The following is a 25,392-nucleotide window of genomic DNA, read 5'->3' on the forward strand; positions in this document are numbered from 1 at the left end:
ATCCAATCCGACGTGCCTGAAATCCAGAAATAATCGATGTATCATTGGTGACACGCCAGCATGCGTAGAGGCGACGCGCAGATCTCCGCTGGCGGGACCTGGTCGATACATAAGCTGATCGCTTGCCGCTCGATATCGCGCCAATCTGATCTGAAAGAAATAAGTAGTTTTGGGAATAGGGATTAAGCATGCCAACGCGCTTCAGAACGATCAAATTGTTTTTAGCAACAACGGCGCTCTTCGCACCAAATCTGTCCTTGGCCCAGGAATCAGTCGCGTCGCCTGCGCCGGTGGCAGATGCCGAATATTCCAGAAATTGGGGCCTGAGTATGATCAACGCCCTGCCCGCCTACCTTAAAGGCTATACGGGCAAGGGCGTCGTCGTTGCGATTGTGGATACAGGACTGGATATCAACCATCCCGAATTCGTGGCGCGCATTTCGAAGGCGCTGCACAACTTCGGGACGGATAAACGCTTGGCTGACGTCAGCCATTCTGTCGACAAAGACGGTGTGCCTGACGGACACGGGACCCATGTGGCGGGGATAATCGGCGCCGCGCGCGACGGCACGGGCATGCAGGGCGTGGCCTATGAATCGACAGTATTGCCCCTTCGAGCAGTGGATATCGGCGACCCAGATGATCCCGAGATGGACCCGACCAATGAAGCGATCGAATACGCGATTGGTGCGGGAGCTGGCGTGCTCAATGGGAGCTACGGGCCAGGCCTGTTGCTGGGGCGGTATCTCAAGGACGAGAACGGCCAACTGAAACTCGATGGCAAGGGATATGCCATCGATAATAAAAACTATGAGATTCTCGACTATCAGGCCATCTATGATGATCCGAGCAATCTCGTCGATACCTACAATACGTTGAAGAAGGCGGCTAAGGCGGACATCGTGCTCGTCTTCGCCGCCGGTAATGATGCCAGTACCGACGACCAACCCGGCGCTGCTTCGGCGATTCCCAGCGGCATCGGCACGTTGCCGTTAATAACGCCAGAAAATACCAAAGATGGAAATCTTTATAAGTTCATCGACACAAACGATCAAACAAACAAAGGTTTCGATTTCAATAACCCAAATACATACAAGATAGTGAGCGGGTCTGATGTCTCGAAGCTCGACTTCTCGGATCTGGCAGGCTCGCTGATAACAGTCGTTGCTGTCGGCAAGGATGGCAAGATTGCCAGCTATAGCAATAGATGCGGAGCCACAGCAGAGTGGTGCCTCGCGGCTCCGGGTGGCGATATTAATGCCGATCCCGATAATCCGATTGATGAGAACGGCATTTATTCTACCTGGCCACAAGGGGATCGGGCGAACAAGAACAACCCGTATAAGTACGAGGAAGGTACTTCCATGGCAACGCCGCATGTTGCTGGCGCGGCGGCAGTGATCCGGTCGGCATTCCCTTACATGAACGCCCGCCAGACCATTGAAACCCTCCTGACAACGACGACCACCAAAGGGTTCGAGGATGAACAAGTCTTCGGCCAGGGTCTGCTCAATCTCGGCGTTGCGATCGAGGGTCCGGGCGAGTTCCGCTACGCCGGCGTCTTCGACGTCGACACCAAAGGCTACTCCTCGATCTGGTCGAATTCAATCTCGGGCGCCGGAGACCTGACGAAGCGCGGCGAAGGAGCGCTGATCCTGTCCGGCGAAAACAGCTACAGCGGGCCGACCAAGGTGCTTGGAGGCATACTCGCCGTCGATGGCCGCATTGTTTCGAAGGTAGGCGTCTCGGCTACTGGTACCCTTACGGGTATCGGTGCAGTCGGCTCTCTTACGGTTGGCGCAGGCGGCACCGTCGCTCCTGGCAGCGTGCTCGATCCAAGCAAGGGGGTTGCAGTGCTCACCGTCAACGGTGACTTCGTGCAGCAGGCCGGGTCGACCTATTTGGCGGGTATCGCACCGAGCAAGGCTTCAGATCTCATCGACGTTGCCGGCAGTGCCGCCATCAACAAGGGAGCGAGCGTCAACCTGGTGCGTGAAGGTGCCGGGCATTTCTCAGTCGATACCCGCTACACGCTTCTGACCGCCGCTGGCGGCGTGATCGGGACCTACGGCGGGCTGACAGGAGGCCTCTTTACAGACTCGCCCTTCGTCGATTTCGAACTCGCTTATGACCCGACCAACGTCTATCTCGACGTCGATCGCAATTCTGTCACCTTTGCCGATGTCGGCAATACCTTCAATCAGCGATCCGTGGGCGCGGCTGCGGAAGCCCTTGGTTCCGGCAACACGATCCACGACAACATCCTCTTCCTGACGGGACAGGGATCCCGCAACGCATTCGATCAGCTTTCGGGCGAGATCCATGCTTCCGTTCACAGCGCCTTTGTCGAAGACAGCCATTTCGTCCGTGACGCCGCCGGCGATCGCATTCGCGCAGCGTTCGCAGGCGTGGGCGCATCAACCGTGCCGGTCATGGCATATGGACCGGAAGGCCCGGAACTGGCTCCCGCGACCAGCGAAAACTTCGCCGTCTGGGGCAGCGGTTTCGGCGCCTGGGGACATTTGGACGGAGACGGCAACGCTGCTCGCCTCGACCGCTCGACGGGAGGCTTTATTGCAGGCGGCGATGCGGCCATCGGCGAAAGCTGGCGGCTCGGGCTTCTTGCCGGTTATAGCCATACGTCCATCCATGTGGATGATCGCGCCTCCTCCGGCTCAGGCAACAATTATCACCTCGGGATCTACGCTGGCACGCAGCGTGGCCCTCACAGCTTCCGTTCCGGCCTTGCCTATACGTGGAACCGCATCGAGACCGGCAGGTCGGTGGCGTTTCCGGGCTTCTCCGACAGCCTTTCGGCCGATTACCATGCCGGCACGTTCCAGGCTTTCGGCGAACTCGGCTCTCGACTGGATACAGCTTCCGTATCTTTCGAGCCCTATGCGAACCTAGCCTATGTGAACTTCAACGCGGATGGCTTCACAGAGCATGGCGGTGCCGCTGCGCTTTCCGGAAAAGACCGGTCGAGCGACACGACATTCACCACGATAGGGCTGCGCGCCTCGACCGCTTTCCCGCTTGGTTCCGTCAATACAACCGCCCGTGGCGGTATCGGCTGGCGTCATGCGTTCGGCGATGTGGTGCCTGAAACGGCGCTTGCCTTCACAGGCGGCTCATCCTTCGCCGTGGAGGGAACGCCAATCGCAAAGAACGCTGCCGTCTTCGAAGCTGGTATCGATGTCAACCTTACCGACAAGGCAACCATCGGGCTTACCTATAAAGGTCAGCTTGCCTCGGACGCGCAGGAGCATGGCTTCAACGCCAAACTCAGTGTTCGGTTTTAATCGCCGCAAGGGAGGGCGATATGTCATGCCCGATTCCAGCAGCGAACTGACAGCCATCTCTATTGAAAGATCTTATCGCCTTGCAATGGCCGACCATCCTTCGGCCATTGCTGCTTTTGCTTTCCGGAAGGAGTGTTTCGTGAACAAAGTAATTCTAATTGCGATTTGGCAGGGTGCCTTTCTTTCGCTGCCGGGTGCAGTACGTCCGACGGCGGCAACTGGGTGAAGGACGAGACGCCGCGCAGTGCTGCCCAGCAGGACTACACTGAATGCAAGTATCAGTCGGAAATGGCGACGGCGACGATCGGAACGAATAGCCGCCCGAAAACGATGACAGATGCAATCGGGGACGGTGTCGGGGATCGTATCGTCAAGGGTATGGAACAAGGCAATCTCGTCAAGGATTGCATGAGAGCCCGCGGCTACACTCAATCCTGACAGGCAACTCATGGGCTTCCGCCGCTATCGAAGGGATTGTAAAGGACGCGTCGATCTTCGAGAAACGAGGAAGCGGCGTACGATTTCTGTCTCTGAGGGGCTGGGGTCCGACCATGACACGCCGAAGACAGGTGTACTGATACCGGTTACCCGGCGTGCGGTCTCGGCAGTGACCTTGCTGCTCTAGCGAATAAATTGCGCTACTGCCTGCTAGCCGACCCTAAGTCTGGCCTGCTTCAAATGAGGTTGATGCTCGGTCGGCCGAAGCGAATGAGCAGCCATCGCGGCAATGAAAACCTCGGGCGTTTTTAGGTAGCGCTCCAGCTTGTTCTCCCTCATGAGCACTACGAACAGAGCGCACGTTTTCGCCTGACAATTGACCGACTTGGTAGGGTTGAACTCTATGTCAGTGAAACCGGCATACCGCATTTCGCCGTCCACTCGATTTTTGAGCCATACACGGTGAGGAAAGATGGCATTGAGATAAAGCCAATCGTAGAACACGGTCGTGGGTTCTAGCGGGAACTCGAAGCCGTCGAATTTGAAGCCCACCAGTGCGCCGGATTCGCGGAGTCGTGGCTCGCGCTTCGCATCGCGCGGTTCAACCTCGTACAGATCGGTGTACGGCCCGCCACGCTCGAATACCTTACTTCCCTGAAAGGCGTTCTCCAGCGGTATCTCGCCGATGCTGGTCCTCACGCGCAGGTGAAACGCGCTAAGATGCTGGCCGGCGACTTCATCAGACTTGCTAGACACTTCTAGCAGCGGCGCATATCCGGCTTTCTTGGCGGCCTCATGCAGCGACCGTATATTCTTCTTCTTCTGAACCTCAGCGAAGCCACCGGCCCACGGAATTTCGAAATCCAATCGCCTGACGTAACCTTCGTCCTCGGTTGCAGGGATAAAGACTGGTCTCTCAGCCATTCTAAATGTTCCTTATTAAGCCCAGCAGAATGACATGGGGAACCAACACCTCGTATTTCTCCGCCTGAGTGAGACGCGCCTTAATCGCCGAATCCTTCCAGTCCGTTCGGGTGTAAAGTATCTCAAAATCGATTAGCGGTTCAGCCTCTCCGATAGGAATCGATTCGACGCCAGCTTTGTTCGCGACATCGTTGGTAAAACGAACACCCGTGAACTGCATTACCGAGGGGTGTATTTGCAGAAAGATCGTGTCCGTAATCCTCCCATCCTGCCGGGCAACGTACTCCATCGGATGGGTGCTACGAAAGCAAAGGTGGACGTAGTTGCCCATTCCCTTCAACGCGTCGGCGTCACGACTCCATTCATTGCCGCCCGGTGCCGGAACCTTGACCTTCTTCTGGTCAAGCTGCGCGAGTGGATAGAGTCCTCCCATTTCTTTAATCACCGGCAGGTTCCTCCGGTCGGTGAAGTGATAGAGCAGCGGCACCTTATCAAGAGTATCAATTGCCATGTTCCCCTCCGTCGCAGGCCGGTAGCAGCCTTGCCCCACACGGGTGGAATCTTACGGCAGTCATCGTCCGAACGCCATGATCCGAGGCGAGGTGTTCAGATTGGCGACGTTTCTCAATTGTTCTATACGATTAAAATAGAATTCTACATCGCCAACTATGGTTCGAAATCGTCGTGCACGGCAGCTCCACAACGATCATCATCCCGGATCGGACTGTGCGGGAGCTGCAATCGCAGCCGCGCGAAGGCGACCGTGTTGTCACGAGCAACGACGCGCTCCTCCTCGATGCACAGGATCTGGGCCAATTGCTGCGGGTCGGCGGCGACAAAGGCACTGTCTTCAACCGCGGCGGGCCTGGCGAAGCGGGCATTGTGAGCCGGCAGATAGGTCTGTGCGACGAAGCGGTTGGCGGCCTCGATATCAGCCATGCCGGCCAGTGCCAGTTCCCTCGGCAGTCGGTCCTGCAAGGTTGAGAACATCCGCTCGGAGCGGCCCCTGGCTCCAGGCGAATAGGCTGGAATATGTTCGATGCCGAGCCGCTCGAGCGCCCGACCGACCTGGGTCATGCGAATCTTGTCGACAGCCCCGCCCGCCTTGAGCGTCACGAAATAGTGTCTGCCACGATCGCTGTAGAGGCTTGACGGCAATCCCTTGGCGACAAAGGTCTCCAGAAGTCCCTGGAAGCTCGACGCCGTGCCTTCCTCCTCGATCAGAAAGGCCGAATAGATCGTGCTCGTCGCATCGTCCATAGTCACGATCAGATCCAGCATCGGCCCACTCGCCAGCCACTGATGACGGCTGCCGTCCTGGTGTAGCATCATCCCTTCGCACGGCTTCCTTTCCCGCTTGCGCCGGTGAGCACCGCGCCGCTTGGCCCGTTCCACCAGGCCCGCCGCGTGAAGCTGCGTCTTGATGAAGGTGTAGCCCCAGCTGAAATCGTGATCGCGCAGCAGGTGCTCGTGGAAATGCTTCACGTTCCAGCCAAGGTAGCGATGGCGATAAAGCTCCAGCATCTCCTCGATCGCCTCCACTGGCACCCGGCGCGTCGAAAGCTTGCCCAAACGCCGGTCCAGCAACCCAGCCTCCCCGGCCTCTTCGTAACGGTCGCGATAACGCCGAAATTGCCGCTCCGACATGCCCAGCAACTCGCCTGCCTCCATCATCGAGAGATCGCCGCCAGTCCAACGGCTCAATACGTCCCGAAACTTCTGTATTCTCCGTCCTGGAGCCACGCTGCCCGCTTCATCCCCAGCTTCCATTCGCTGGCGATGAAACCGGACAACTCCTGTGCTACCTAATCCGGACAAATCATGTGCTTACGACACGCCGGAGCGGAACGCTTGCCTGCGGCATCGCGGTCGGGTAATTGTTGCAGATACGTCGGCCCGAAGATCGGCATCGATTTTCGGGCCGACGCGTCGTTTCAATCGGATAGAGCGCCATTCTCGCCTCGAAGGCACGCGCGGCGCTCCACGACAAGGGGGCAACGGAGCTTTGCTGATGTCGGATTCGTCCAGGATTTGTGCGGTGGCCGCGGCCACCCTCATGGCGCTTTCCGCGTCGTTGGCAGCTCAGGAAGCCGGGCTGCCGGGCGGTGCTTCCTCGCTGAAGGAGACCTATGAGGACTGGGATCTCTCCTGCCAGGCCACGCCGACGCTGGTATGCGCGGCTACCTATCAGCAGTCGCAGCAGAACGGACGGCGCCTGCTTGCGGTCGAATTGGGCAAGGGGCAGGAGGACGGCATTGCGGGCAATCTCGTCCTGCCCTTCGGCCTGCAACTCGCCGTCGGCGCGACGCTTCAGGTCGACGATGGGCAAGCGGGCAAGCCGCTGCCCTTCTCGACCTGCCTGCCCGCCGGCTGCTTCGTGCCCCTCAGCTTCGACGCGAAAGCAGCCGCGTCGCTGCGCACGGGCACAACGCTCAAGGTCACGGTTAAGAGTCTCGACCAGAAGGATGTGCCCTTGTCGGTTTCATTGAAGGGTTTGACGGCGGCGCTGGACAGGTTGAAGGTGCTGCTCGGGGCTTAGATTGGGGGCTGGCTGGCTGATGATCTCGGTTGTCACTTTCCTTTGTTCCACTACGGCTTTTCGACATTTTGGTCAGATAATCCCCACGCGCGAGAAGCGCGCGGTCTCGGCCTGAGTGATCTCGGGCGGGCGAGTGGCGCCCGACGCTTCCGACTCCGCGGCAGCGATCCGCTCGATCGCCTTCTTCACCTTTGCACGAACATTCTCGTCGAACGTCCGTACACTGACCTTGAGGAGGGTCTCATCCGGGATTACGTCGTACTTTGTCCCCGCATTGATCGCGCCCACCTTTACAATCATCGCGGCTGTCCTGAGGGAGAGAAGAGTAATGATGCGCAGAACGTTTCTCATGGCGGGCGTGTCCCTGTCTGCCGTAGCGGTCGGCAAGTCCTTAGCCGCGTCGGTATTCCTCGACTACACACAGGAGCAACTGGATACGGCGTATGACCAGTCATTCTGGGCGCCGCGGATGGCGGAACTGGAGGAAGGCGATGGCATCGCCAGCGCCGAGGTCCGGCGCGCGATGCCGCCGCGTCCGGCAAAATACGGTCCAGATGCCAGAGATCTCATCGATGTGTTCGCGCCTGGGATGCCAAGGCCGCCCCGGTCCTGGTCTTCATCCATGGCGGTGCCTGGACCCGAAACACTCGCGAGGATGCATCCTATCCGGCCCCGACCTTCGTTTCGCGCGGGGCGGCCTATGCCGCGCCTGACTTCGGCAGTGTGAAAACGCTGACGCTGCGACAGATGGTCGAGAATTGCAGGCGGGCGGTGGAGTGGACGATGAAGAATGCCGCCAGTTTCGGCGGCGACCCGAACCGGGTGTATGTGGCGGGTCATTCTTCCGGCGCGCATCTGGCGGCCTGCGTCCTCATCACCGACTGGACGGAGCGCAGCCTACCGGCGGATGCCCTCAAGGGCGGCTTGCTGATGAGCGGCATGTATGATCTCTATCCGGTGATGCTTTCCTCGCGCAGCAGCTACCTGCATCTGACGGAGGGGGGAAGAGGCGGAATTCAGCCCGATGCGCCATCTCGACCGGATCACCTGCCCGATTGCCGTCGTGTCAGCCGACCAGGACAGTCCGGAGTTCAAGCGCCAGTCCGATGTGTTCGGTGAAGCGCTGCGCGGCATGGGGAGATTGGCCAGTCGAACGATAGCCTTCAACGCCAACCACTTCCAGGAACCCGAGCATCTGAAAGACCCCGACACTGAAGTCAGCCAGGCGGCGTTCAAGCTGATGGGGATCTGACACGGATGTGTTGCAAACTCTTCAGCTAATGGGATTGTTAGTTTCGTACAAAACGATGCACTTTCTCAATCTTAGAGGGTGTTTGGGAATTAAGTATTTCGGCGTTCGAGCGCGTTGCGCCGCGCTCATGGCACCCGTTGAGATGGGCATGAAAGTGAGTTCGACCGCTGGACAGTTGCCGACTTCGTCAGGTATTGGCCCTGCGACCGGTTGATCTGCGATATTTCCAAAATTCGCAGAAGTTGGTCGAGACGAAACTGTCGCCCCGGCTTGACCACGCGCCCGGCAGACCGAGTTACAAAGTTGCCGAGGCAGTTTGATGTGCGTTCCTGCATCACTGCACGGGACACGACCTGACGGGAGACTATGATGCGTAGCCAGAAAGAAAAGATGCTCGCAGGCGAGTTTTACAATGCGGCGGATCCGGAGATCCAAGCTGACCTGTTGGCCACCGGGGCTTGGCTCAAGCGGTACAATGATACGCTGGGGCAGACCACGGAGCATTGGCATGAGCTTTTGTCCGAGCGGCTGGGAGAGGTTGGGCGCGGAACGGTCATCCGTCCGCCCTTTTTTTGCGACTACGGATTCAATATCCGCATTGGCGCCAATGCCTACATCAACTTCAACTGCGTTATTCTTGACGTGGTAGAGGTCAAAATCGGGCAAGGAACGGCAATTGGGCCTGCCGTGCAGATTTATACCGCCGATCATCCACATGATGCCGAGCAGCGACAGGCCGGCCTGCAGGTCGGGCGTCCTGTTCGCATTGGCAGCCGTGTCTGGATCGGCGGTGGAGCAATCATTCTGCCTGGCGTCACGATTGGCGATAATGCGGTCGTAGGCGCTGGCAGCGTGGTCACACGCGATGTTCCCGCCGGGGCAAAGGTAGTGGGAATTCCTGCTCGCGTCGCCAACCCACATAAACAGGCATAATCAACCTCCTTGACCCTGGAGGTGCATGCGAACTGTCGAAACTGTGCCAAATTTCTGCCGAAGCCATTGAGCGCTGCATATCTTGTCGCGGTTCGGCTCGGGCGCTTCAGTTCTTTTGCCACGGGTGTCACAAAATCATGTGCGTAATGCCGCCGCAACGTGCTCACGTCCCGCAGCAGCGGGCCCTTTCACATGGCCCAACGAATTCAGAGCCTCCGTTGTGCTGCCAGTAGCATTACTGCTCAGATGTATTCCCAACTGAGTTTTCGCCCTTGGAGGCAAGCGACTCACCAGCAATCGCCGGCCATTAATCCTGGCTAGCATCGACCCCGACGAGGCGAGCCGCGGCGTTGCCGATCGGCATGTCGATGACCGTGATTGCGCCTTCGGCAAGGAAACGACGTTCGTTTCTGGTCAGCGTAGCCGAATCGATCACCGCAAAATGTGGGCCAGTGGAGCGCTTCATCATCTGTCTGGCATATGTGCGCAGCATCTGATCGTTGAAGCGACAGCCAACGAAGAAAAAGCCCCGGTTGACGCGCCGTTGCTTCACCACGTCCGGGATCGGCGTCTGGATATCAATTTCGGTTAGGACTTCGACGTAATCGGAATCAGCCACGAGGAAGTTTGCGGCCGGCCTGACGCTGCCGTGCGGCGCATAGAGCACCGTCCTTGCCACTTGTTCGGCGTCGAGTTCTGTTCCTGACAAATCGTAAGTTCTCGTCCAGATGTTACCAATTCCGGTCGCTCGCGTGGTTCCTTGTATCTCGACAACGTCTGTTTGGCCGGCCTCTGCAAGGGCTGCCCGCATGGCGCCATCGTACCAGCTGTCGATGATGACAGACAGTTGAAGGGTTGCGAGCCAGGCGTGAAGAACGGTCGGCTCGGCGGGGGCTGCGAATATCTCCGCCATCCACGCTTGAAGAGTCCGACGATGTCGGCGCTGCTCGATAAACTGCGCGACCGACCACATATTGGTGCGAATCCTGGAAGGGGCAGGCGCCCGCTTGTTGAGCGCCGCGGCGACATCTTCAGGGGTGCAAGGTGCAGGTGATTCCGGCGTGTTAAGCTGCAGAAGACCAGGACCGAGATAGGGGATCACTCGATCGGCCTTGAGAGCGCCCTTCAGCAGGTCAATCAGCTTTTTGGCAAAACTGCCCCGGACGACGACGAGATGGTCCCAGCTCAGCATCGTGTTCATACGCGTTTCCTCTCCGCCACTGAACCCACCGGCATCAGGCCCCGTCGGAAATCTTCATCGCCTCGACGGTGATCGGCAAACGCGTATCGCGCGGAAGGTCGGGCAGCATGAGCCGCCAACCGTTCCTGAGCGTCACGGTCCCGCCCCATAAGTCTGCGTTCTCAATCTCGGTGATCGGCTCTTCGAGATCCTTCTTGGGGACATAAGCCGACAAGCCAGTAGCGGTCCTGCGAATCATTACTTTCATCCGGCTGTTCCTCCGTTGGAAATGCCTTCAGCTCCGCAGGGAACCTCGACTTTGTCGAGGCTAATGAGTTCGCGCGCTCGCATGCCGACGACCGTGCCACGATCGATCCATTCGACCGCATAGATGAAGAATTGCTGGAGAAAGGTTCCAATGTCGCGCACGTAGCCTTCGTCGCCCTTCCGCACGAGGTTTTCGCCGATCTCCTTGCCGGGATAGGTGCCGTCGTTTTTTATGTGGCGTGTTGCACGGACCCGCTCACCCTGCATGAACCGTGGCGGTCTGCCGATTTCGACCTCCTGTTCGCGTCTGGACCACATGCTGTCCATTCCTTTCTCGAGGCTTTTGGTGTGGTCGCGGGTTGCAGGCGTCCTCGCGCGGCGAACCCGACCGTTTCGGTAGGAATCAAGCGGGAACGCAGGTTTTCGGTACCGGACAGACCGACACGCATTGCTGCTTATCGAAGGCCTCCTTGCATTCGGTGCACTTGATTGGATCGATCACATAGGCGTCGCCCTTGAACTTGATCGCTTCCGAGGGACATTCGAACTCGCAGGCCCCGCATTGGGTACATTGGGATGCGATGATCTTGAAAGCCATTCTAACTCCTGGTTATCGGACGAGACCGCTCAGGCCGTCGCCGCTAGTGGTCTGATCCCAAACTCTGCCGCGTAAAGTGCGCTGACTGCGGTCTCGATGTAGTCATGGCCATAGGCGTCGGTTACGCGCAGTCCAGCTCGCGAGAGTTGTTCCTTCGGGCGATTTCCGATCTTGGCGCATAGCACTATGTGTATGCCTTCCAGCGCAGCGAAGACGCCCTCGAGGGTGGCGTCTTCGCCCCCGCCTCCGAGGCAATACCGCTCGACCTTCCGATGCCCGACCAAGCTGATCCCTCTAGGCGAGACTTCATAAACCTGGAATTCCTTCGCGTGGCCGAAGTGTTCGTTGACGCGTCCACCTCCCTTTGTGGCCACCGCAACCAGAAGCGACTTTTCGGAGTCTGTTGCCTTGACCATACCGATGGCCTCGCTCCTCGCCGCCTCATGATCACGGCGCTCGTGTGCGACCACCTGCCGATAGGCCTGACGCTTGCCAGCATCGTAGGTGACATCGTCGGGAATCCCATCCAGCGTGAATTCCTGGCCACGATCTTCACCGAGCAGGCCGACAGCATCTGCCCGGCACTGCCGGCAGTGGCGCATCAACTTGGCGCCACCTTCAAGTCGATCCTGAAGAGCCATCATCTCCATTGCCGTTGGGCCGCGCTGCCCGATGAGTCCGTAGTGGGTGCCGTGCGCCGGGTCCGAAATCAGAGGCATCACGTTGTGCAGGAACGCGCCCCGCTCCTTGACCATTTTGTTCACCTCAAACAGGTGCTGGTCGTTCACTCCAGGAATCATCACCGAGTTGATTTTGGTGAGGATGCCGCGCGCGCTCAGCATCTCCAGGCCCAGCATCTGCCGCGCGTGCAAGATTCGAGCGGCTTCGATGCCGAAGTAGCGGCGATTTTCATAAAAAATCCAAGGATAGATCTTTGCGCCGACTTCCGGGTCGACCATGTTGATGGTGATCGTCACGTGATCAACATTCATTTCGGCAAGCTCAGCTACATGGTCCGGCAGCACGAGCCCGTTGGTGGAGACGCACAGCTTTATGTCGGGGATTTCCCTGATGACGCGGTCGAACGTTGCCTTCGTTTTCTCCCAGTCGTAACAGGCATCCCCCGGCCCAGCGATGCCAAGAACCGAAAGCTGCGGAACTTCGTTGGCAACCGCGATGACCTTGCGTAGCGCTTGGTCGGGCGTCAGCTTCTCAGACACAACACCAGGCCGGCTCTCGTTGGCGCAATCGTATTTGCGATTGCAGTAGTTGCACTGGACATTGCAAGCCGGCGCGACCGCCACATGCATACGCGCGAAATAGTGATGCGCTTCCTCCGAAAAGCAGGGGTGATCCTTGATCTTGTCCCAAATAGCCGGATCCACATCGCCCGGGCTGGTCGGCGACGAACCGTAGGAGGACGGTGCGCAGCCACCGGATTTCGCGGCTGCCAGAAAACCCTCGGATGTCGTGCTGGTCGGCCCCTCAATCGAAACTGTCGGTGAGGACATCAAACGGCTCCGTTGCTGGTAACGTCGCGGTTCAAGGTGCAAGAGCCATACCAACTTAAAAAAGCGGCTTCAGTTCACTATTTGGGTCGATGTCGGATTGTGTGAGGCCGGCGCGACACAATTTTGTCCTGCTTGCGACAGTGCAAGTCCAAATCCGTTCAGAAGCACAAAGCACTCCTTGTCGCGCAGAGGGCGCGCAAGACCACTGGCCTGACGATTGGCTCATCAGGCTCTTAGAATTTCCTTCACCTCGAGACTATGCCGGCGTATCGCCTAGCCGACTTGTCGCGGCGTGAGGCGGAGAATTCGAGCCGCATTAGCCTGAACCCAGCCGGCCTTCTCCATTGTGTCGATCAGCCGGTCACGCTCCGTCCGTCGCGGTCCCAGCGCCGGTCCGGCCGTATCGTTAGAATCGCAACCGGCTATCTCGTGTTCAGGGGCGCCGATGCGCCTAACCGGCTTCGTGCTGGGCCGTGAGAGCTCGTCGATGCCATTGCCACGTTCCGAAAGATTGGTTCCTTCCAGAGGAGAACGCGCAAGTGTGGCTGTTCTTTACACGCAGTTCTCCAGCTCGCGGACGTTGCCGGGGAAATAGCATTGCGAGATCAGCTCAACTGCCGACGGCGTAAAGCCATGGTTCTCCATATTTTAAGGGTAAGCGCTGTGTCCTTCCAGGAGTGCCCGCGATCTGTGGGCCTGCCGATTCTGAGGTGGATCGGAGATCGGCTTGTGTCTGAACTTGAACTTTACGATTGACCCTGAGCGGCAGCCTCGGCGTTTCAAGGTGATCAACGGCGCTGTTAGTCGGCAGGCATTGGTCGATGGACGACAAGGGACGGAGTCATCGCCGAGACCCTGGGGCCGAACGTGGTGATCTCGGAGGTTGCCCGGCGCTACGGGCTGCGGCCGCGGCGGAACGCTCGCAAGCTTGCGACGTCGGCAGGACAGGCCACTCCCGCCTTTGTTCCGGTGGTGGTTTCGGTGGCGCCACCGGAACGACCCGTTGGGCCTACATCCGTGCACCAGAACTCAAGGCCGCGGCCTGAGAATCGGCCGCCCGCTCACCCTTTACTTGGTTCCTCAGCCGACAGCGCTAAGAAGGAGAGCAACTTCCGTCGGTGCGAGGATCATTGCGTCGTGGCCAGTGGCGAGTTCCTGCCACGCCCAGCCATCCTGCTTCGCGACCCATTCTCGCGCTCCCGCCGTCGGCGGGTGGAGCGGATTAGTGCAGACGACATAGGTTCGGGGCCTGCCGTTGCCGAGCGGGGGCTCGAGCTTAAGTCTGCTTTCGTAGGTGCTTGCCGCATGCGGTGTTATCCGGCGCCGCACCCAGTCCGTGAGCGAGTGTCCCTTGGGAATGCCGAATGCTGTTGGCGGCGGAGTCGGCATGAAGATACCCCGTCCTTCCTCCGCAACCAATTTTCGACGGGCGGCGACGATGTCGGGGGGCATGGTGCTGAATACACTTTGACCGCTCTCGACGATGGCGCCGTCGAGCGAGATAAACGAGATGGCTGATATGGTCGGGTATCCGGTCGGCGGCGCCGGTGATGCTGATGCCGCCTAGACTGTGACCGACAAGGATCACATCGCTCAGCTCTTCCGTTACAATGTGGTTGACGATGTCGGTCACGAATGTGTCGGGCGTGATGTCCTTGCACAGCAAATGTGCGCGTTCGCCGACACCTGTCTGGGTCGGCGTGGTCACGTGGCATCCCATCTTGCGAAGATTGGCGGCGACGTCCCGCCAACACCATCCGCCATGCCAGGCACCATGCACTAGCACATACGTCTTTGTCATGGATTGTGCCGTTCCATTTGCTCACCGGCCGTTGTGGCTGCCATCCGGCACGATGGCCGAACGTTGTCCCAAAGGGGCTCGACCACGTTACCGGTGGTAAGTCCGGCGCACAGGCCGCCGCCGTGGCCTGAGGACACCCCTACCAGTCGAGGAAATTTGAATTGCGAACGCCCAATATTCACTAGCTCTTTGCAAGTGGATGGAGAGGCTCATGGTGTGCCGCAGTTGCTCGCTGCCGGCATGCTCTTGGCACGGTCCCGGCTGATCATCCGAACTTGAACAGGACACCAAAGCCGCCGCGCGGATAGTTCCACTCGATGTCGCCGCCTTTCTCGCACAATATCCGGCAGGTGCCGCATTCCATGCAGCCGTCGGCGGTGATCTCGACTTGGCCCCTGTCATTCAACTCATAGCATTTCGCTGGACAGACGTAGGTCAACGCAAGCAAGTTCGCGCTTGGCTTCTCGTGCGGTCGCACTATGATATGGGGGCGGCCGGAATCGACCAGGTAGCGGTTCTGGTAAAGCTTGTCCTCGACACGAACCTTCGTCACTGCGATCGTCATCTTGTACCCTCTTCAGCGCCATGCCAATGCCAGCCGGACCGCGTCGCTGACCAACCCCCAGCGCGAGCGCGCGTTGATGAAGGCGGCCGTGGTGGCCCTTTCCTTCTCGATCTTCGGCGTGCCGTCGACACGCATGAAGTTCTGAGCGGCATACGACATCAACCGCGGATAGCTGGTAAAAAAGTTGCTGGAATTGGTGTGGAGTAAGGCTGGCATGTCCTTGTATTTCTTAAGATCCTTGATCACAAAGGATTCATCCAGCATCGTCTTGTAGAGCGCAAGGTTCCCTTTGGTCATAGGACCGTTGCGGCTTTTGACTTTGATGATCGCCTCAGCCGCGACACGACCCGAGGTCATGGCAAGGTTCGAACCCTCACGGTGAATGGCATTGTTCAGTTGCGCTGCGTCGCCGACGATGACCCAACCGTCGCCGAAGAGCTGCGGAATGGCCCTGTAACCACCTTCGGGGATAAGATGGGCGGCATATTCTTTCACCTCCGAGCCAGCGATCAGCGGCCGGATCGAAGGATGGTTTTTCATCGCGTCTAGGAGGGCGGACGGGCTCTCCAACATCGCGGCGAAATCCGAGACCAGGCAGCCGATGCCGAGTGAAATCGACTCCTTGTTGGTGTAAAGGAAGCCGAGCCCGGCCATGTCGCGAGAGATCGTGCCCACGGCCTCGATTACGCAGCCTTCATCGCCCTTGACACCGAACCGCTGGTCAATGACCTCTTCGGGCAAGAAATGCATTTCCTTGACGGCAAGCGCCACGGTCTCCGGCTTCGGCATCTCGCGCAGGCCTGCGCGAGTGCCAAGCAATCCCGACACCCCTTCTGCGAGAACGACCACATTCGCGAAGACCACTCCGCCAGCCCGGTCTGTGCGGACGCCGATCACCTTGCCATTGCCATCACGGACGAGTTCCGTCGCGGTCGTCTCACACAGGACCGTCGCGCCAGCCTCGCGCACCTTGCGGGAAAACCATTTGTCGAACTGGGCGCGGATGATCGTGTAGCGGTTGGGTTTCGCCTCATTGAAGTCGTCCGACCGGTAATGAATTCCGGTGTGAGATGTGTTGTCCATCACCCAAAGTCGCTGTTCGACCAGGTGCCGCTCGAGGGGCGCATCATCCCGGAAGTCCGGGATGATCTTCTCCAGCATGTTCGCGTACATTATGGCGCCCTGGACGTTCTTAGAGCCCGGATATTCCCCGCGCTCCAACTGCAGTACCTTCAGCCCCTGGCTTGCCAAAGTGTAAGCAGCTGCGTTTCCGGACATGCCGGCTCCGACCACAATGGCATCGAATTGTTCAATCATGTCCTCTCCCTCAACTCGCAAGCTTGTCTCGACTGTGCGGCGACAGCCGCCGGGTGAAGGCTTCCGTGAGTGCGGGCAGGAAGCGGATTGCATCCGTGACGATCCCGAGGTGGGCGAACTCGAAAATCGGCGCGTTCGGATCGGTGTTGATCGCGACGATGAGATCGGCCCCCTCGACCCCAACTCGGTGCTGGATGGCGCCGGAAATTCCGGCCGCGATGTAAAGCTTCGGTCGAATGGTCTTGCCAGTTTGGCCAATCTGGCGATCAGCCGGCATCCAGCCCTTCTGGACCAAGGGGCGCGAACAGCCATGCTCGGCGCCGATCGCTCGGGCAAGATTCTTCACAAGCTGAAGGTTCTCCGCCGCACCGAGACCGAGGCCTCCCGCAACCACGACATCCGCATAGGCAAGATTTGCCATTGCCGACTGGTTATCCGGTAGGAAGCCGAGGACTTTGGTGACGATATCGTCCTCAACGAGCGACAGCTTGTGCCGCATGACACGCCCGACCGGCTTATCCACCCGTTGCGGCATAGGCATGACCCTTGGTCGCACCGTCGCCATTTGCGGCCGGTAATTTAGTGTATAGATCGTACACAACAACGAGCCACCAAAAGTCGGACGGGTCGCGGCGAGTGAACCGTCGGAATCTACATCAAGTTCGGTGCAGTCGGCCGTGAGCCCCGTCTGCAGGGTCGTCGCTACCGAGCCCGCAAGATCCCTGCCCAGTGTGGTCGCGCCGAGAAGGAGGATTTCGGGTTTATGGGTATTGACCAGATCCGTGAGCGCCTTGGCGAACGGCTCGTTGCGGTAGTCGGCGAGCGGCGGCGCATCGACGATGTAGACAAGATCCGCCCCGTAAGCGAAGGCCTCGGCAACAGCGTCCTCGACCATCTCGCCCGGCGGTCCCAGCACGACGCCCGCGAGCTGGACTTCAAGCTTGTCGGCTAATTTGCGGCCTTCACCCAGCAGTTCGAATGATACAGGATGCACATTGCCGCGTTCGAGCTCGAGGAAGACCCACACGTGCCGGTAGTCTTTGAAACGGTCGGGAAGTTCTTTCTTTACACCGGCACGGCCGGGGGCAAGGCGAGGGGTAGCTTGGCTTGCGGTCGACATTTTCTGCTCCTGGCCGTCACGTGCCGCTCTTGAAGGCCAACTCATGTTCCAGCGCCGGCCGGCGGGTTAAGATATCGGCGATGAGTTCATCGGCGATGTCCTGCAAGCCCTTTTCCGCGGTGTCGATCTGCGCCGCGCTTTCTGCCCGTGCGGTGGGGGCGAAAACACGCTTGACGACTGTCGGCGAGCCACGCAGACCGCACCGGGTGAGATCGTCAATGCCGGCGTCGGCTGCAGTCCACTTCACGACTTGGCTGCGCGCCGCGCAAAGAGCCTGCTGGAGCGAGCCCCGGCGGATTTCGTTGGTGTCTTCCAGCATGGTAATGAGGCAGGGGAGTCTGCTCTTCAGCAACTGGGTGCCGCCTTCGGCGCGACGCGCGACTTCGATCTCGCGCGTTTTGAGATCGATGGAGGCAATCTTCGCGACGTAGGTAAGTTGCGATAGATTCAGGCGCTTGGCTATGCCTGGTCCGACCTGGGCGGTATCGCCGTCAATCGTCTGCTTGCCGGTGAAGACGATGTCTGGCCTGCCGAAAGTCTCCCCAATTTTTGCGATTGCTTGCGAAAGAGCAAAGGAGGTCGCCAGCGTATCGGATCCGGCAAAATAGCGGTCCGTCAAGAGAACTGCTCGGTCAGCACCGTAACCGAGCGCCTTTCGCAGCGAGTCCTCCGCCATGGGCGGACCCATTGTGAGCACAGTAACCTCGCCACCATGAACGTCGCGCAGTTTGAGCGCTTCTTCGAGGGCGAACAGGTCGTAAGGATTGATGATGGTCGGCACACCCTGACGCATGATCGTGTTCGTCACCGGGTGGACGCGGATCTGGGCCGAATCCGGCACCTGCTTGATGCAGATTACGATGTGCATTGGCGATTTCTCTAAGCTCCCAGTCCGGATGCGTGCTTGGCGGTTCACCTCATTGCCTGCATCGTTCATGCCAAGTCTTCTTCCTGCCTCTATTCCAGAAGGTGGCTTCGTTTGCGTCCGAGGAGGCGTCATGAGGACTGGATTTGTCGACTTCCCGACATTGTCGCGTCGCAGCCGTGTCGGGCTCATTACTTTCCGAACCGCTTCAGTGCAGAGTCGAGCGGGACGAAGGCGCGGCCAGGTGCGGGACATATGTTTGGATCGTGGTCCCTTAGCACCTTGAACACACGTTGCGTGAGCGGCGAGGAAGTCGCGAAATCTTCGTAGGCGCGTTCCAGCTTGGCGCGCACCCGCGCGGCGATTACCTGGTCAGGCAGACCGGAGAAATCTTCTTCGGCAAGGTATTGGCCCACGCGCTTCATGATATGGAGCCGCGAGACATTCATCACTTTCGGGTCGTAGGAGACGCCAAGGCAGGCGAAGAAGTCCTCCGCAGCCGACAGGCCCTTCAGTCGCGCCAGGATATCGGTGGGATCAATCGGGCGGCTGTCAGCGGAGCAGTTCATTGTATTCTCCCGGCGCGAAATTGTGGTGTCGATGCGTTGGTGACATTGCTGACGGCGTGCCGACCTCTGGCACGGCGGCTGGGGCAAGAGACTTGGCGATCTCAAGCTTTTCTGAAGTGGTGAAGGCGACCCCGGGTTGCCTGCTCTCCATTGCGTAGGGTCGTCACGTTGAGGAAGTCCTCACGGCTCATGAGTGGGCGTCGGCTATTGTGCCGCTCGGGCCCGGGCCGGAATGAAGGTGTTCTGCACCTCGCCCGCACAGTCCAGCACTGGGAACGGCACGTAGTTTCTCGATGATCGCAGGCAGGACCTCAAGCACGCGGTCTACGTCATCTTCGCCGTTGTCACGCGACAAGGAGAAGCGGACTGCCCCACATGCCGCGTTCATAGCGATCAGAACATGGCTCGGTTCCATTGAGCCAGAGGCACAGGCGGACCCGGCGGAACAGGCGATTCCCAGCCGGCTGAGGACAATTGGGATTGCATCGCCTTCGATACCTTCGAATCCAATGTTTGCAGTGTTTGGCAATCGCTCCTGCGGATCGCCGTTGATGGATGCGTTTGGGATGCGCTGGATGATCCCGTTCTCAAGGCGGTCGCGCAACCATTTTATTCGTGTTGTCTCGTCCATGAATTTCAAGGCGAGTTCGGCCGCCATGCCCAGTCCGACTATGCCGGGTGTGTTTTCAGTGCCTGCACGCCGGTCGCGCTCTTGGTGGCCACCCTTGATCAGGGAGGAGAAGCGCACGCCACGTCTTACATAAAGCGCGCCTATCCCCTTTGGACCATGCAGCTTGTGGGCGGAGAGCGACAGCATGTCGATCGCGGTCGATTTCAGCTCAATCGGAAACCTTCCGACCGCCTGCACTGCATCAGTGTGGAAAAGCGCGCCGACTTCCCTGGCTAGGTCGGCAAGCTCAACCACGGGAAAGATCGTACCGGTCTCACTGTTCGCCCACATTATCGAGACGATTGCCACTTGTGGGGTGAGGGCGGTTCTGTAGGCGTCCAGGTCGAGCCGGCCGTGGTGATCGACTGGGATAATGTGCACCTTGACGCCGCGCGTCTTTTCAAGGTGCGCGCACAACTTCAGAACGGCCGGATGTTCAACCGCGGAAGTCACTATTTCCGTTCGACCGGGCATTACCTCGAGCGCCGAAAGGATGGCTGTACTGTCGCTTTCAGTCCCGCCCGAGGTGAAGATGATCTCGTCCTCGAATCCCGCGCCGATGAGGGCTTGCAACTGCCGCCTCGCCTTTCTCACGGCTTCAGCAACCGATGCGCCATAGGCGTGCATGGACGAAGGATTGCCAAATTGCTCCGTAAAGAAAGGCAACATCGCTCCAAGGACTGCAGGATCAACCCGCGTCGTTGCGTTGTTGTCGAGATAGACAGGTCTCATGGGAGTGATCCTTCAACTGCTGAAATGATTCAAGGGTAGGCGGGCCATTGAACCTCTGGCGCATATCGTATCTGGTGAGGTGGGCGGCCGGGCGAGCGATGGCTTGGCTGACCGGTCGCTGCCGACATTGCCATTTGGTGGCGGCATCCGCCGGGAATTCAGCTGTTTCGGGCAATGTTGTTTGCTTGCCCACGGCAACGATCGATGATCGCGATTTGGCACATCACCGAACGCAATTGTTCCGGGCCGACAGTGCGTGTCGGCTGGTTCCAGAGCGCCGGGGGTTACCGGTTTGACGCAGTATTCCTTGGCGTCGCTATAGTCGAACATAGCCTGTTCCCCTGCAATCATTTGCAGGACTTGCCGCAGCTGCACTTCTCCTGCGCATTGGGGTTATCGAAAACAAAGCCGGATGTTTCGAGCCCTGTGACGAAGTCGACGGTCATGCCGGCGGCATGGGGTTGGGAGCCTCTATCCATGAACACCTTGAGCCCATCTCGCTCGATGATCGTATCGCCCTCATGTGAGACGCTCTCCAGGCCCATTGAGTATTGGAAGCCGGCGCAGCCGCCGGCATGGACCATGATGCGAAATCCTTCCGCCGGCTCGCTGGCGCGGTAAAGAGCGGCCTTGATGGCGGCAACAGCGTTGTCGGTGAGCGTAATCATGGCTCGATTTCTCCTCGGTCCGTGACGTTTTCGCGGATCATCTCGCATGAACCGTGCCAAAGGGAAGACGTGTGTAAAAACGGTAGGACATCCCGACGTCTCTATGCTCGATTGCTGGGGAGACGTCCGACAACCGACACTTACTGTCGGGTTTGTCGCGTCCGCGTCACAGGAGGGGCGCCTGAGTTCGCGATGCACTCACGCGTAAAGCAATGAACAGAGCCAAAGATGTTCAGAGCTTGCCGCGGAGCAACTGGCACGACTTTTGAGAGCCTTCGTTGCGGCGGCAAAATTGCCGGCCGATTCACCTTTGGGTTGCCCTCGCAATCGAAGAACGAAGGAAGCAATATGTCGCTCCTCCCTCAGACCCGCCTTGTGTGGGAAAGCAGCACCGCCGGTGGAACCCGAATGCTCGATCGGCCGATTGGCGCCGACCACCCAACAATCGCTCTCTACCGGCGATTGGCCGCTGACCGCCCGGAGACAGGATTCGACTGGCGTGTGCCTGACGATCAATCGCGTCCGCCGTGCACACCCCTGAGGCCCTTTTTTCGACCGATCGTCAAAAGAAGAACGGGGCGGGGTTAAAAACATGGATCAGCGCAAGAAGCGGTCGCCCAACGAAATCCGGCGTGCGTGGGAAGTCTGTCCGAGCATTCCCGCGCGTGATTTCGCCGCCCAATTGGGCATTTCGGAAGCGGAACTGGTCGCGGCCCATTGCGGTTTCGGCGCGGCACGCATCGACCCGCGCGTCAATCACCTGCTGACGGGCCTCGAATTCGTGGGCGAAGTGACGGCGCTGACCCGCAATCAAGGTGCCGTGCACGAAAAGATTGGCGTCTTCAACAAAGTGATAACCGGCAACAATCACGCCATGGTCCTTGGTGACGAATTCGACCTTCGCGTCTTCCCGCAGGCTTGGAGGTATGGTTTCGCTGTTGAAAGGCGCCATCGCGGCGGAATCCAGCGCAGTTTGCAATTCTTCGACGCCGCCGGCGCAGCAGTGCATAAGGTGCATCTCAGGCCGGTCTCCAACCTTCATGCCTATCGAAAGCTGGTGGCCGAGCTCGTATCCGCCAACCAGGAGCCGACCATGTCGCTTAAGGCGAGAGTAGCCGACCTGGGCGCGAGGACTGCGGACCGGGCCGGCACGGTGGACGACCTACGCGAGCACTGGAGCCGGCTGACTGACGTCAACCTTCTGAAGACGCTCAAGCTCAGCCGCTGCCAGGCTTTGCGCATGGTAGGCCAGGATTACGCTTGGCTGCTCGACAATGCTGCAGTTGGCGCCGTGCTCCAGCGTGCGGCCGAAGACGAATTGCCGATCATGTGCTTCGTCGGCAACCGAGGCTCTATCCAGACCCATTCCGGCTTAATCAAGTCGGTCAAGCAGATCGGGCCGTGCATCTATGTGCTGGACGAAACCTTCCGGCTGCATCTCAGGAGCCACCAAATCCGTGAGGTTTGGGCCGTGCGCAAGCCGACCAATGACAGTCACGTCACCTCGCTCGAAGCATATGGGTCCGACGGCAAGATGATCATCCAGTTGTTCGGTGCGCGCAAGGAAGGCGAACGCGAGCGCGACGACTGGCGGGTTCTGGCGGAAAACCTGCCGCGTTTCCCCGACAGCTACATGAGAACAGCTACATGAGAAAGACCGATCGTTGTCGGTGGGACGCCGGCGCCCATCTGCCTCCGCAGCGAGTAGCCGGGCATTGAAGCCGAGATCGGGAACACGATGACGCAATAAGCGCGCTGTATTGTCATAACGCGATGAGCAGGTAGCAATTTGGCGCTGCCCCATCGAAGGCATGGTTACGACGAAGCCGCGGCCTTTGGCCGAGCTCAGAGGTGACAATAGCGTTAACGCCACCGACCGTCGTCACTCCCCACCAGGCGGTCAGCTGTTGCGGTTCGGGCCGAGCAGAAATACTGTCAAGACAGCGAGGAACGTGGCAACCGCGCTGTAGAGAAAGACACTGGCAATGCCCGTGTGATCCACCAATAGGCCACCGAAAGTTGTGCCGGCTGCGATCGCCACTTGGAAGGCTATGACCATCAGTACACCAGCGCTCTCGGCCTGTTTCGGAGCGGCGCGCAGCACCATCCAGGTCTGCAATCCGACCGGGACCGCGCCAAAAGCAAAGCCCCATACGGCAACTGCAATTGCCGAGGTCAAGGCCGATGCTCCCATAGTCAGGAGCGAGACAGCGGCTACGGCAATGAGCAGGGGCGGCAGGGCCGCGACTGCCTTGAGACTGTGTTTGGTGAGGAATGCGCCCGCTAAATTGCCGAAGACGCCGGCCGTGCCAGAAGCAAGGAACACGAGCGGGATCGACTTCTTGTCGAGCGGAGGAACGCTCTCGAGAAAGTCGCGGATGTAGGCGAAGCTGGCAAAATGGCCGGAAGCGACCAATAGCACGACTAGGACCGCAACCTTCATCGTCGGATTCTTCGCGACATCCAGCGGACTGCGGAATCTGCGCACTTCGATCGGAGGCAGTGGCGGAATGGTTACGAGTTGCACGAGCAGCGCAACGGCACTCACGATTGCGGCGACCTTGAACGAGGCTCGCCATCCCCAAATGTCACCGACATAAGCGCCGATTGGAGCCGCGCAGACGGAGGCGACAGAAACGCCGGTGAGGATGATCGACATGGCGCGCGGCATGAGGTGACTTGGAACCAGCCGCATTGCCAACGCTGCCGAAATTGACCAAAAACCACCGAGCGATATGCCGAGGACGACGCGTGCCGCCAGCAACACCGGCAGCGACCCCGCAACCTCCGCCAGAACGTTCGACAGGATCAGCAGCAGCGTCATCGCCCAGATGACGACCCTGCGGTCCAGACGCTTTGTCACGATGGCCATTGTCGGTGCCGAGATCGCCGCGACGATTGCGGTCGCTGTTAGCGCCTGTCCAGCCGTGCCCGTGCTGATACCGAGATCATGCGCGAGCGGTGTCAGAACGCTGGCGGGCAGAAACTCTGCCGTCACAAGCCCGAAGGTGCCGAAGGAAAGCGAAATGATCGCACCCCATGCGGGGCCAGACCGTTGATAGGGACTTTCTGGGTCAAGCCGATCTCGGTCGAACAGAGCCGCGTCCACTAAATCTGTCGCCGATTCGGTCATGAATGAGTTCTCCAGCTAGGAGCTGTTGCAGCAGGGGTGGCTATATCGCCGGGGATCAAAGCCGCTAGACCTTCCGGCGGCGGCCAGTCGGCCTCAGTCGAGGCCTCGGCGCCCACGCATCCGAGGCCTCATCGGAGGGCCGACGGACACAACCGTCGACAATGCGGGAGAGTTCTCGGCGCGGTCGCATCGATCGCATCCGTCGAAGTGCGGCCTGTTCACTGCGAACCAAGCAAGCCGAACGCGGTGTCCTCGATCGAGGCCTTGATGGGGGGATGATCGACGATCTCTATATTGCTTTGAAGCAGGAAGTTCCGTCGCCATATGCGGTTATCCTGGCAGCCAGAATTGAGCGGTCGTCGCAAGCACCAAGGCGGTCGCAATGAGTGCAACGAGGCGGAAGTCTGATCGATGGCTGCGGTTCGATGGCCGCGCGATCGACAGAATTGAGGTGATGAGTTATCCCTTTTGAAGCCGTTGCTCCCAATTCTGGGATAAGGTAATTGCAGGCGGTCCCAGCAACGTCGGGCGGCCTTTTTGGTGATTGAATTCATGGGACGACACTCTCGGTCCGTGACGCGTCTGCGAATGACTGCGCAAGTACCGTGCCATCAACGACAAATCTGGCTCTGCTGAGCGGGTGGTGGAGGCACGAGCGTGGGCTATCCCAAGAGCTTGCCGCAAGGTTGTTCGAAGTTGAGGTGCCGGATAGGCCGCAAATATGTCGGGCGGCCTGGGGTTCGCCAACACGAAGATGCGCAAGTTCAAAAGGACGAGCTGAACCCTTGCCGATATCCGTCCGAGGCTGATCTGGAGAAGGTCAAGAACTGCGTCTTGAAGGCTTTCCGCCGCACCGGCAAATGCGAAGCCAAGGTGCTGGGCAAGATGGACAGGGCCACACAACCCCTCGACTGGACGCTCATTAACGGCATCGGTGTGGCTCTGGTAGCTGGCGAGAAAACGCCGTGCTGAAAGACGAAAGCTCGTGTGGCCGGCTCTGAAGGAGGG

At 59.2% G+C, this 25,392-nt stretch carries 27 protein-coding genes; 8 read left to right on the plus strand and 19 right to left on the minus strand.

Features of this window, described 5'->3' with window-relative positions:
• Positions 1-188: 188 nt before the first annotated feature.
• From EJ073_RS22160 to EJ073_RS22170, 3 genes are read left to right on the plus strand one after another with little or no spacing between them, the layout of a single operon-like run.
• On the plus strand, positions 189-3,302 hold the full coding sequence (locus EJ073_RS22160) for an autotransporter serine protease (RefSeq protein WP_091599561.1): 3,114 nt from the start codon (positions 189-191) through the stop codon (positions 3,300-3,302).
• 25 nt (positions 3,303-3,327) lie between these two features.
• Positions 3,328-3,528 (plus strand): hypothetical protein, encoded by a 201-nt coding sequence (locus EJ073_RS22165; protein ID WP_126057638.1) that lies wholly within the window; start codon positions 3,328-3,330, stop codon positions 3,526-3,528.
• Complete coding sequence (locus tag EJ073_RS22170) at positions 3,525-3,740, plus strand: hypothetical protein (RefSeq protein ID WP_126057639.1); 216 nt, start codon at positions 3,525-3,527, stop codon at positions 3,738-3,740. The genes EJ073_RS22165 and EJ073_RS22170 overlap by 4 nt, the downstream gene beginning before the upstream one ends.
• A 210-nt stretch (positions 3,741-3,950) precedes the next feature.
• Here the strand turns inward: EJ073_RS22170 and EJ073_RS22175 are convergent, their stop codons facing one another.
• The 3 genes from EJ073_RS22175 to EJ073_RS22185 all read right to left on the minus strand — a co-directional run bounded on the left by EJ073_RS22175 (position 3,951) and on the right by EJ073_RS22185 (position 6,338).
• Positions 3,951-4,664 (minus strand): hypothetical protein, encoded by a 714-nt coding sequence (locus EJ073_RS22175; protein WP_091599555.1) that lies wholly within the window; start codon positions 4,662-4,664, stop codon positions 3,951-3,953.
• A 1-nt stretch (position 4,665) separates the two neighbouring features.
• A complete protein-coding gene (locus EJ073_RS22180) occupies positions 4,666-5,175 on the minus strand; it encodes a DarT ssDNA thymidine ADP-ribosyltransferase family protein (protein ID WP_126057640.1) in 510 nt (169 codons plus the stop codon).
• A gap of 155 nt (positions 5,176-5,330) precedes the next feature.
• Complete coding sequence (locus tag EJ073_RS22185) at positions 5,331-6,338, minus strand: ISNCY family transposase (RefSeq protein WP_164746903.1); 1,008 nt, start codon at positions 6,336-6,338, stop codon at positions 5,331-5,333.
• A 364-nt stretch (positions 6,339-6,702) separates the two neighbouring features.
• Here EJ073_RS22185 and EJ073_RS22190 point away from each other — a divergent pair, with 364 nt between their 5' ends.
• Entirely contained in the window at positions 6,703-7,203 is a 501-nt protein-coding gene (locus EJ073_RS22190) for an invasion associated locus B family protein (protein WP_236473430.1), read from the plus strand.
• Positions 7,204-7,275: 72 nt separating this feature from the next.
• Here EJ073_RS22190 and EJ073_RS22195 read toward each other — a convergent pair whose 3' ends face one another.
• Entirely contained in the window at positions 7,276-7,554 is a 279-nt protein-coding gene (locus EJ073_RS22195; RefSeq protein WP_091599544.1) for a peptidase dimerization domain-containing protein, read from the minus strand.
• A 673-nt stretch (positions 7,555-8,227) separates the two neighbouring features.
• On the opposite strand from EJ073_RS22195, the gene EJ073_RS22205 reads away from it, so the two are divergent.
• Positions 8,228-8,455, plus strand: a complete 228-nt coding sequence (locus tag EJ073_RS22205) for a hypothetical protein (protein ID WP_126057642.1) — start codon at positions 8,228-8,230, stop codon at positions 8,453-8,455.
• Positions 8,456-8,821: 366 nt separating this feature from the next.
• A complete protein-coding gene (locus tag EJ073_RS22210) occupies positions 8,822-9,388 on the plus strand; it encodes a sugar O-acetyltransferase (RefSeq protein WP_091599538.1) in 567 nt (188 codons plus the stop codon).
• Between the two features lie 307 nt (positions 9,389-9,695).
• Here EJ073_RS22210 and EJ073_RS22215 read toward each other — a convergent pair whose 3' ends face one another.
• The 14 genes from EJ073_RS22215 to EJ073_RS22280 form a co-directional block, all read right to left on the minus strand.
• Complete coding sequence (locus tag EJ073_RS22215) at positions 9,696-10,589, minus strand: SIR2 family protein (RefSeq protein WP_091599535.1); 894 nt, start codon at positions 10,587-10,589, stop codon at positions 9,696-9,698.
• Between the two features lie 34 nt (positions 10,590-10,623).
• On the minus strand, positions 10,624-10,836 hold the full coding sequence (gene nifT, locus EJ073_RS22220; RefSeq protein WP_024505230.1) for a putative nitrogen fixation protein NifT: 213 nt from the start codon (positions 10,834-10,836) through the stop codon (positions 10,624-10,626).
• Positions 10,833-11,153, minus strand: coding sequence for a nitrogen fixation protein NifZ (locus tag EJ073_RS22225; protein WP_029356589.1), 321 nt, complete (start codon positions 11,151-11,153; stop codon positions 10,833-10,835). The genes nifT and EJ073_RS22225 overlap by 4 nt, the downstream gene beginning before the upstream one ends.
• Positions 11,154-11,238: 85 nt before the next feature.
• On the minus strand, positions 11,239-11,433 hold the full coding sequence (locus EJ073_RS22230; protein ID WP_091599532.1) for a 4Fe-4S dicluster domain-containing protein: 195 nt from the start codon (positions 11,431-11,433) through the stop codon (positions 11,239-11,241).
• 29 nt (positions 11,434-11,462) lie between these two features.
• Positions 11,463-12,944 (minus strand): nitrogenase cofactor biosynthesis protein NifB, encoded by a 1,482-nt coding sequence (gene nifB / locus EJ073_RS22235; RefSeq protein WP_091599529.1) that lies wholly within the window; start codon positions 12,942-12,944, stop codon positions 11,463-11,465.
• A 273-nt stretch (positions 12,945-13,217) separates the two neighbouring features.
• The gene (locus EJ073_RS32965; RefSeq protein ID WP_348627272.1) at positions 13,218-13,289 is read right to left on the minus strand and encodes a helix-turn-helix domain-containing protein; all 72 of its coding nucleotides are present in this window, start codon (positions 13,287-13,289) and stop codon (positions 13,218-13,220) included.
• A 931-nt stretch (positions 13,290-14,220) separates the two neighbouring features.
• Positions 14,221-14,745, minus strand: a complete 525-nt coding sequence (locus tag EJ073_RS22245; RefSeq protein ID WP_128345484.1) for an alpha/beta fold hydrolase — start codon at positions 14,743-14,745, stop codon at positions 14,221-14,223.
• Between the two features lie 265 nt (positions 14,746-15,010).
• On the minus strand, positions 15,011-15,310 hold the full coding sequence (locus EJ073_RS22250) for a ferredoxin family protein (RefSeq protein ID WP_091599526.1): 300 nt from the start codon (positions 15,308-15,310) through the stop codon (positions 15,011-15,013).
• A gap of 12 nt (positions 15,311-15,322) precedes the next feature.
• Complete coding sequence (locus EJ073_RS22255) at positions 15,323-16,627, minus strand: FAD-binding protein (protein WP_091599523.1); 1,305 nt, start codon at positions 16,625-16,627, stop codon at positions 15,323-15,325.
• 10 nt (positions 16,628-16,637) lie between these two features.
• Complete coding sequence (locus tag EJ073_RS22260; RefSeq protein ID WP_091599520.1) at positions 16,638-17,747, minus strand: electron transfer flavoprotein subunit alpha/FixB family protein; 1,110 nt, start codon at positions 17,745-17,747, stop codon at positions 16,638-16,640.
• A gap of 16 nt (positions 17,748-17,763) precedes the next feature.
• The gene (locus EJ073_RS22265) at positions 17,764-18,615 is read right to left on the minus strand and encodes an electron transfer flavoprotein subunit beta/FixA family protein (protein WP_126059306.1); all 852 of its coding nucleotides are present in this window, start codon (positions 18,613-18,615) and stop codon (positions 17,764-17,766) included.
• Positions 18,616-18,803: 188 nt separating this feature from the next.
• Positions 18,804-19,181, minus strand: coding sequence for a nitrogenase stabilizing/protective protein NifW (nifW, locus tag EJ073_RS22270; RefSeq protein ID WP_091599514.1), 378 nt, complete (start codon positions 19,179-19,181; stop codon positions 18,804-18,806).
• A gap of 187 nt (positions 19,182-19,368) precedes the next feature.
• Positions 19,369-20,583, minus strand: coding sequence for a cysteine desulfurase NifS (nifS, locus tag EJ073_RS22275; protein WP_091599511.1), 1,215 nt, complete (start codon positions 20,581-20,583; stop codon positions 19,369-19,371).
• Between the two features lie 347 nt (positions 20,584-20,930).
• On the minus strand, positions 20,931-21,251 hold the full coding sequence (locus tag EJ073_RS22280) for an iron-sulfur cluster assembly accessory protein (protein ID WP_091599508.1): 321 nt from the start codon (positions 21,249-21,251) through the stop codon (positions 20,931-20,933).
• A gap of 592 nt (positions 21,252-21,843) precedes the next feature.
• On the opposite strand from EJ073_RS22280, the gene EJ073_RS22285 reads away from it, so the two are divergent.
• On the plus strand, positions 21,844-22,902 hold the full coding sequence (locus tag EJ073_RS22285) for a ChuX/HutX family heme-like substrate-binding protein (RefSeq protein WP_091599505.1): 1,059 nt from the start codon (positions 21,844-21,846) through the stop codon (positions 22,900-22,902).
• 249 nt (positions 22,903-23,151) lie between these two features.
• Here EJ073_RS22285 and EJ073_RS22290 read toward each other — a convergent pair whose 3' ends face one another.
• Positions 23,152-24,384 carry an MFS transporter gene (locus tag EJ073_RS22290; protein ID WP_091599502.1) on the minus strand — a complete coding sequence of 411 codons (1,233 nt, stop codon included), beginning with the start codon at positions 24,382-24,384 and terminating at the stop codon, positions 23,152-23,154.
• A gap of 657 nt (positions 24,385-25,041) precedes the next feature.
• Between EJ073_RS22290 and EJ073_RS22295 the strand changes: the two genes are divergently transcribed.
• On the plus strand, positions 25,042-25,356 hold the full coding sequence (locus tag EJ073_RS22295; RefSeq protein ID WP_091599500.1) for a hypothetical protein: 315 nt from the start codon (positions 25,042-25,044) through the stop codon (positions 25,354-25,356).
• Positions 25,357-25,392: the final 36 nt, after the last annotated feature.

The sequence above is a fragment of the Mesorhizobium sp. M4B.F.Ca.ET.058.02.1.1 genome (genome assembly GCF_003952505.1).
Lineage (GTDB): Bacteria > Pseudomonadota > Alphaproteobacteria > Rhizobiales > Rhizobiaceae > Mesorhizobium.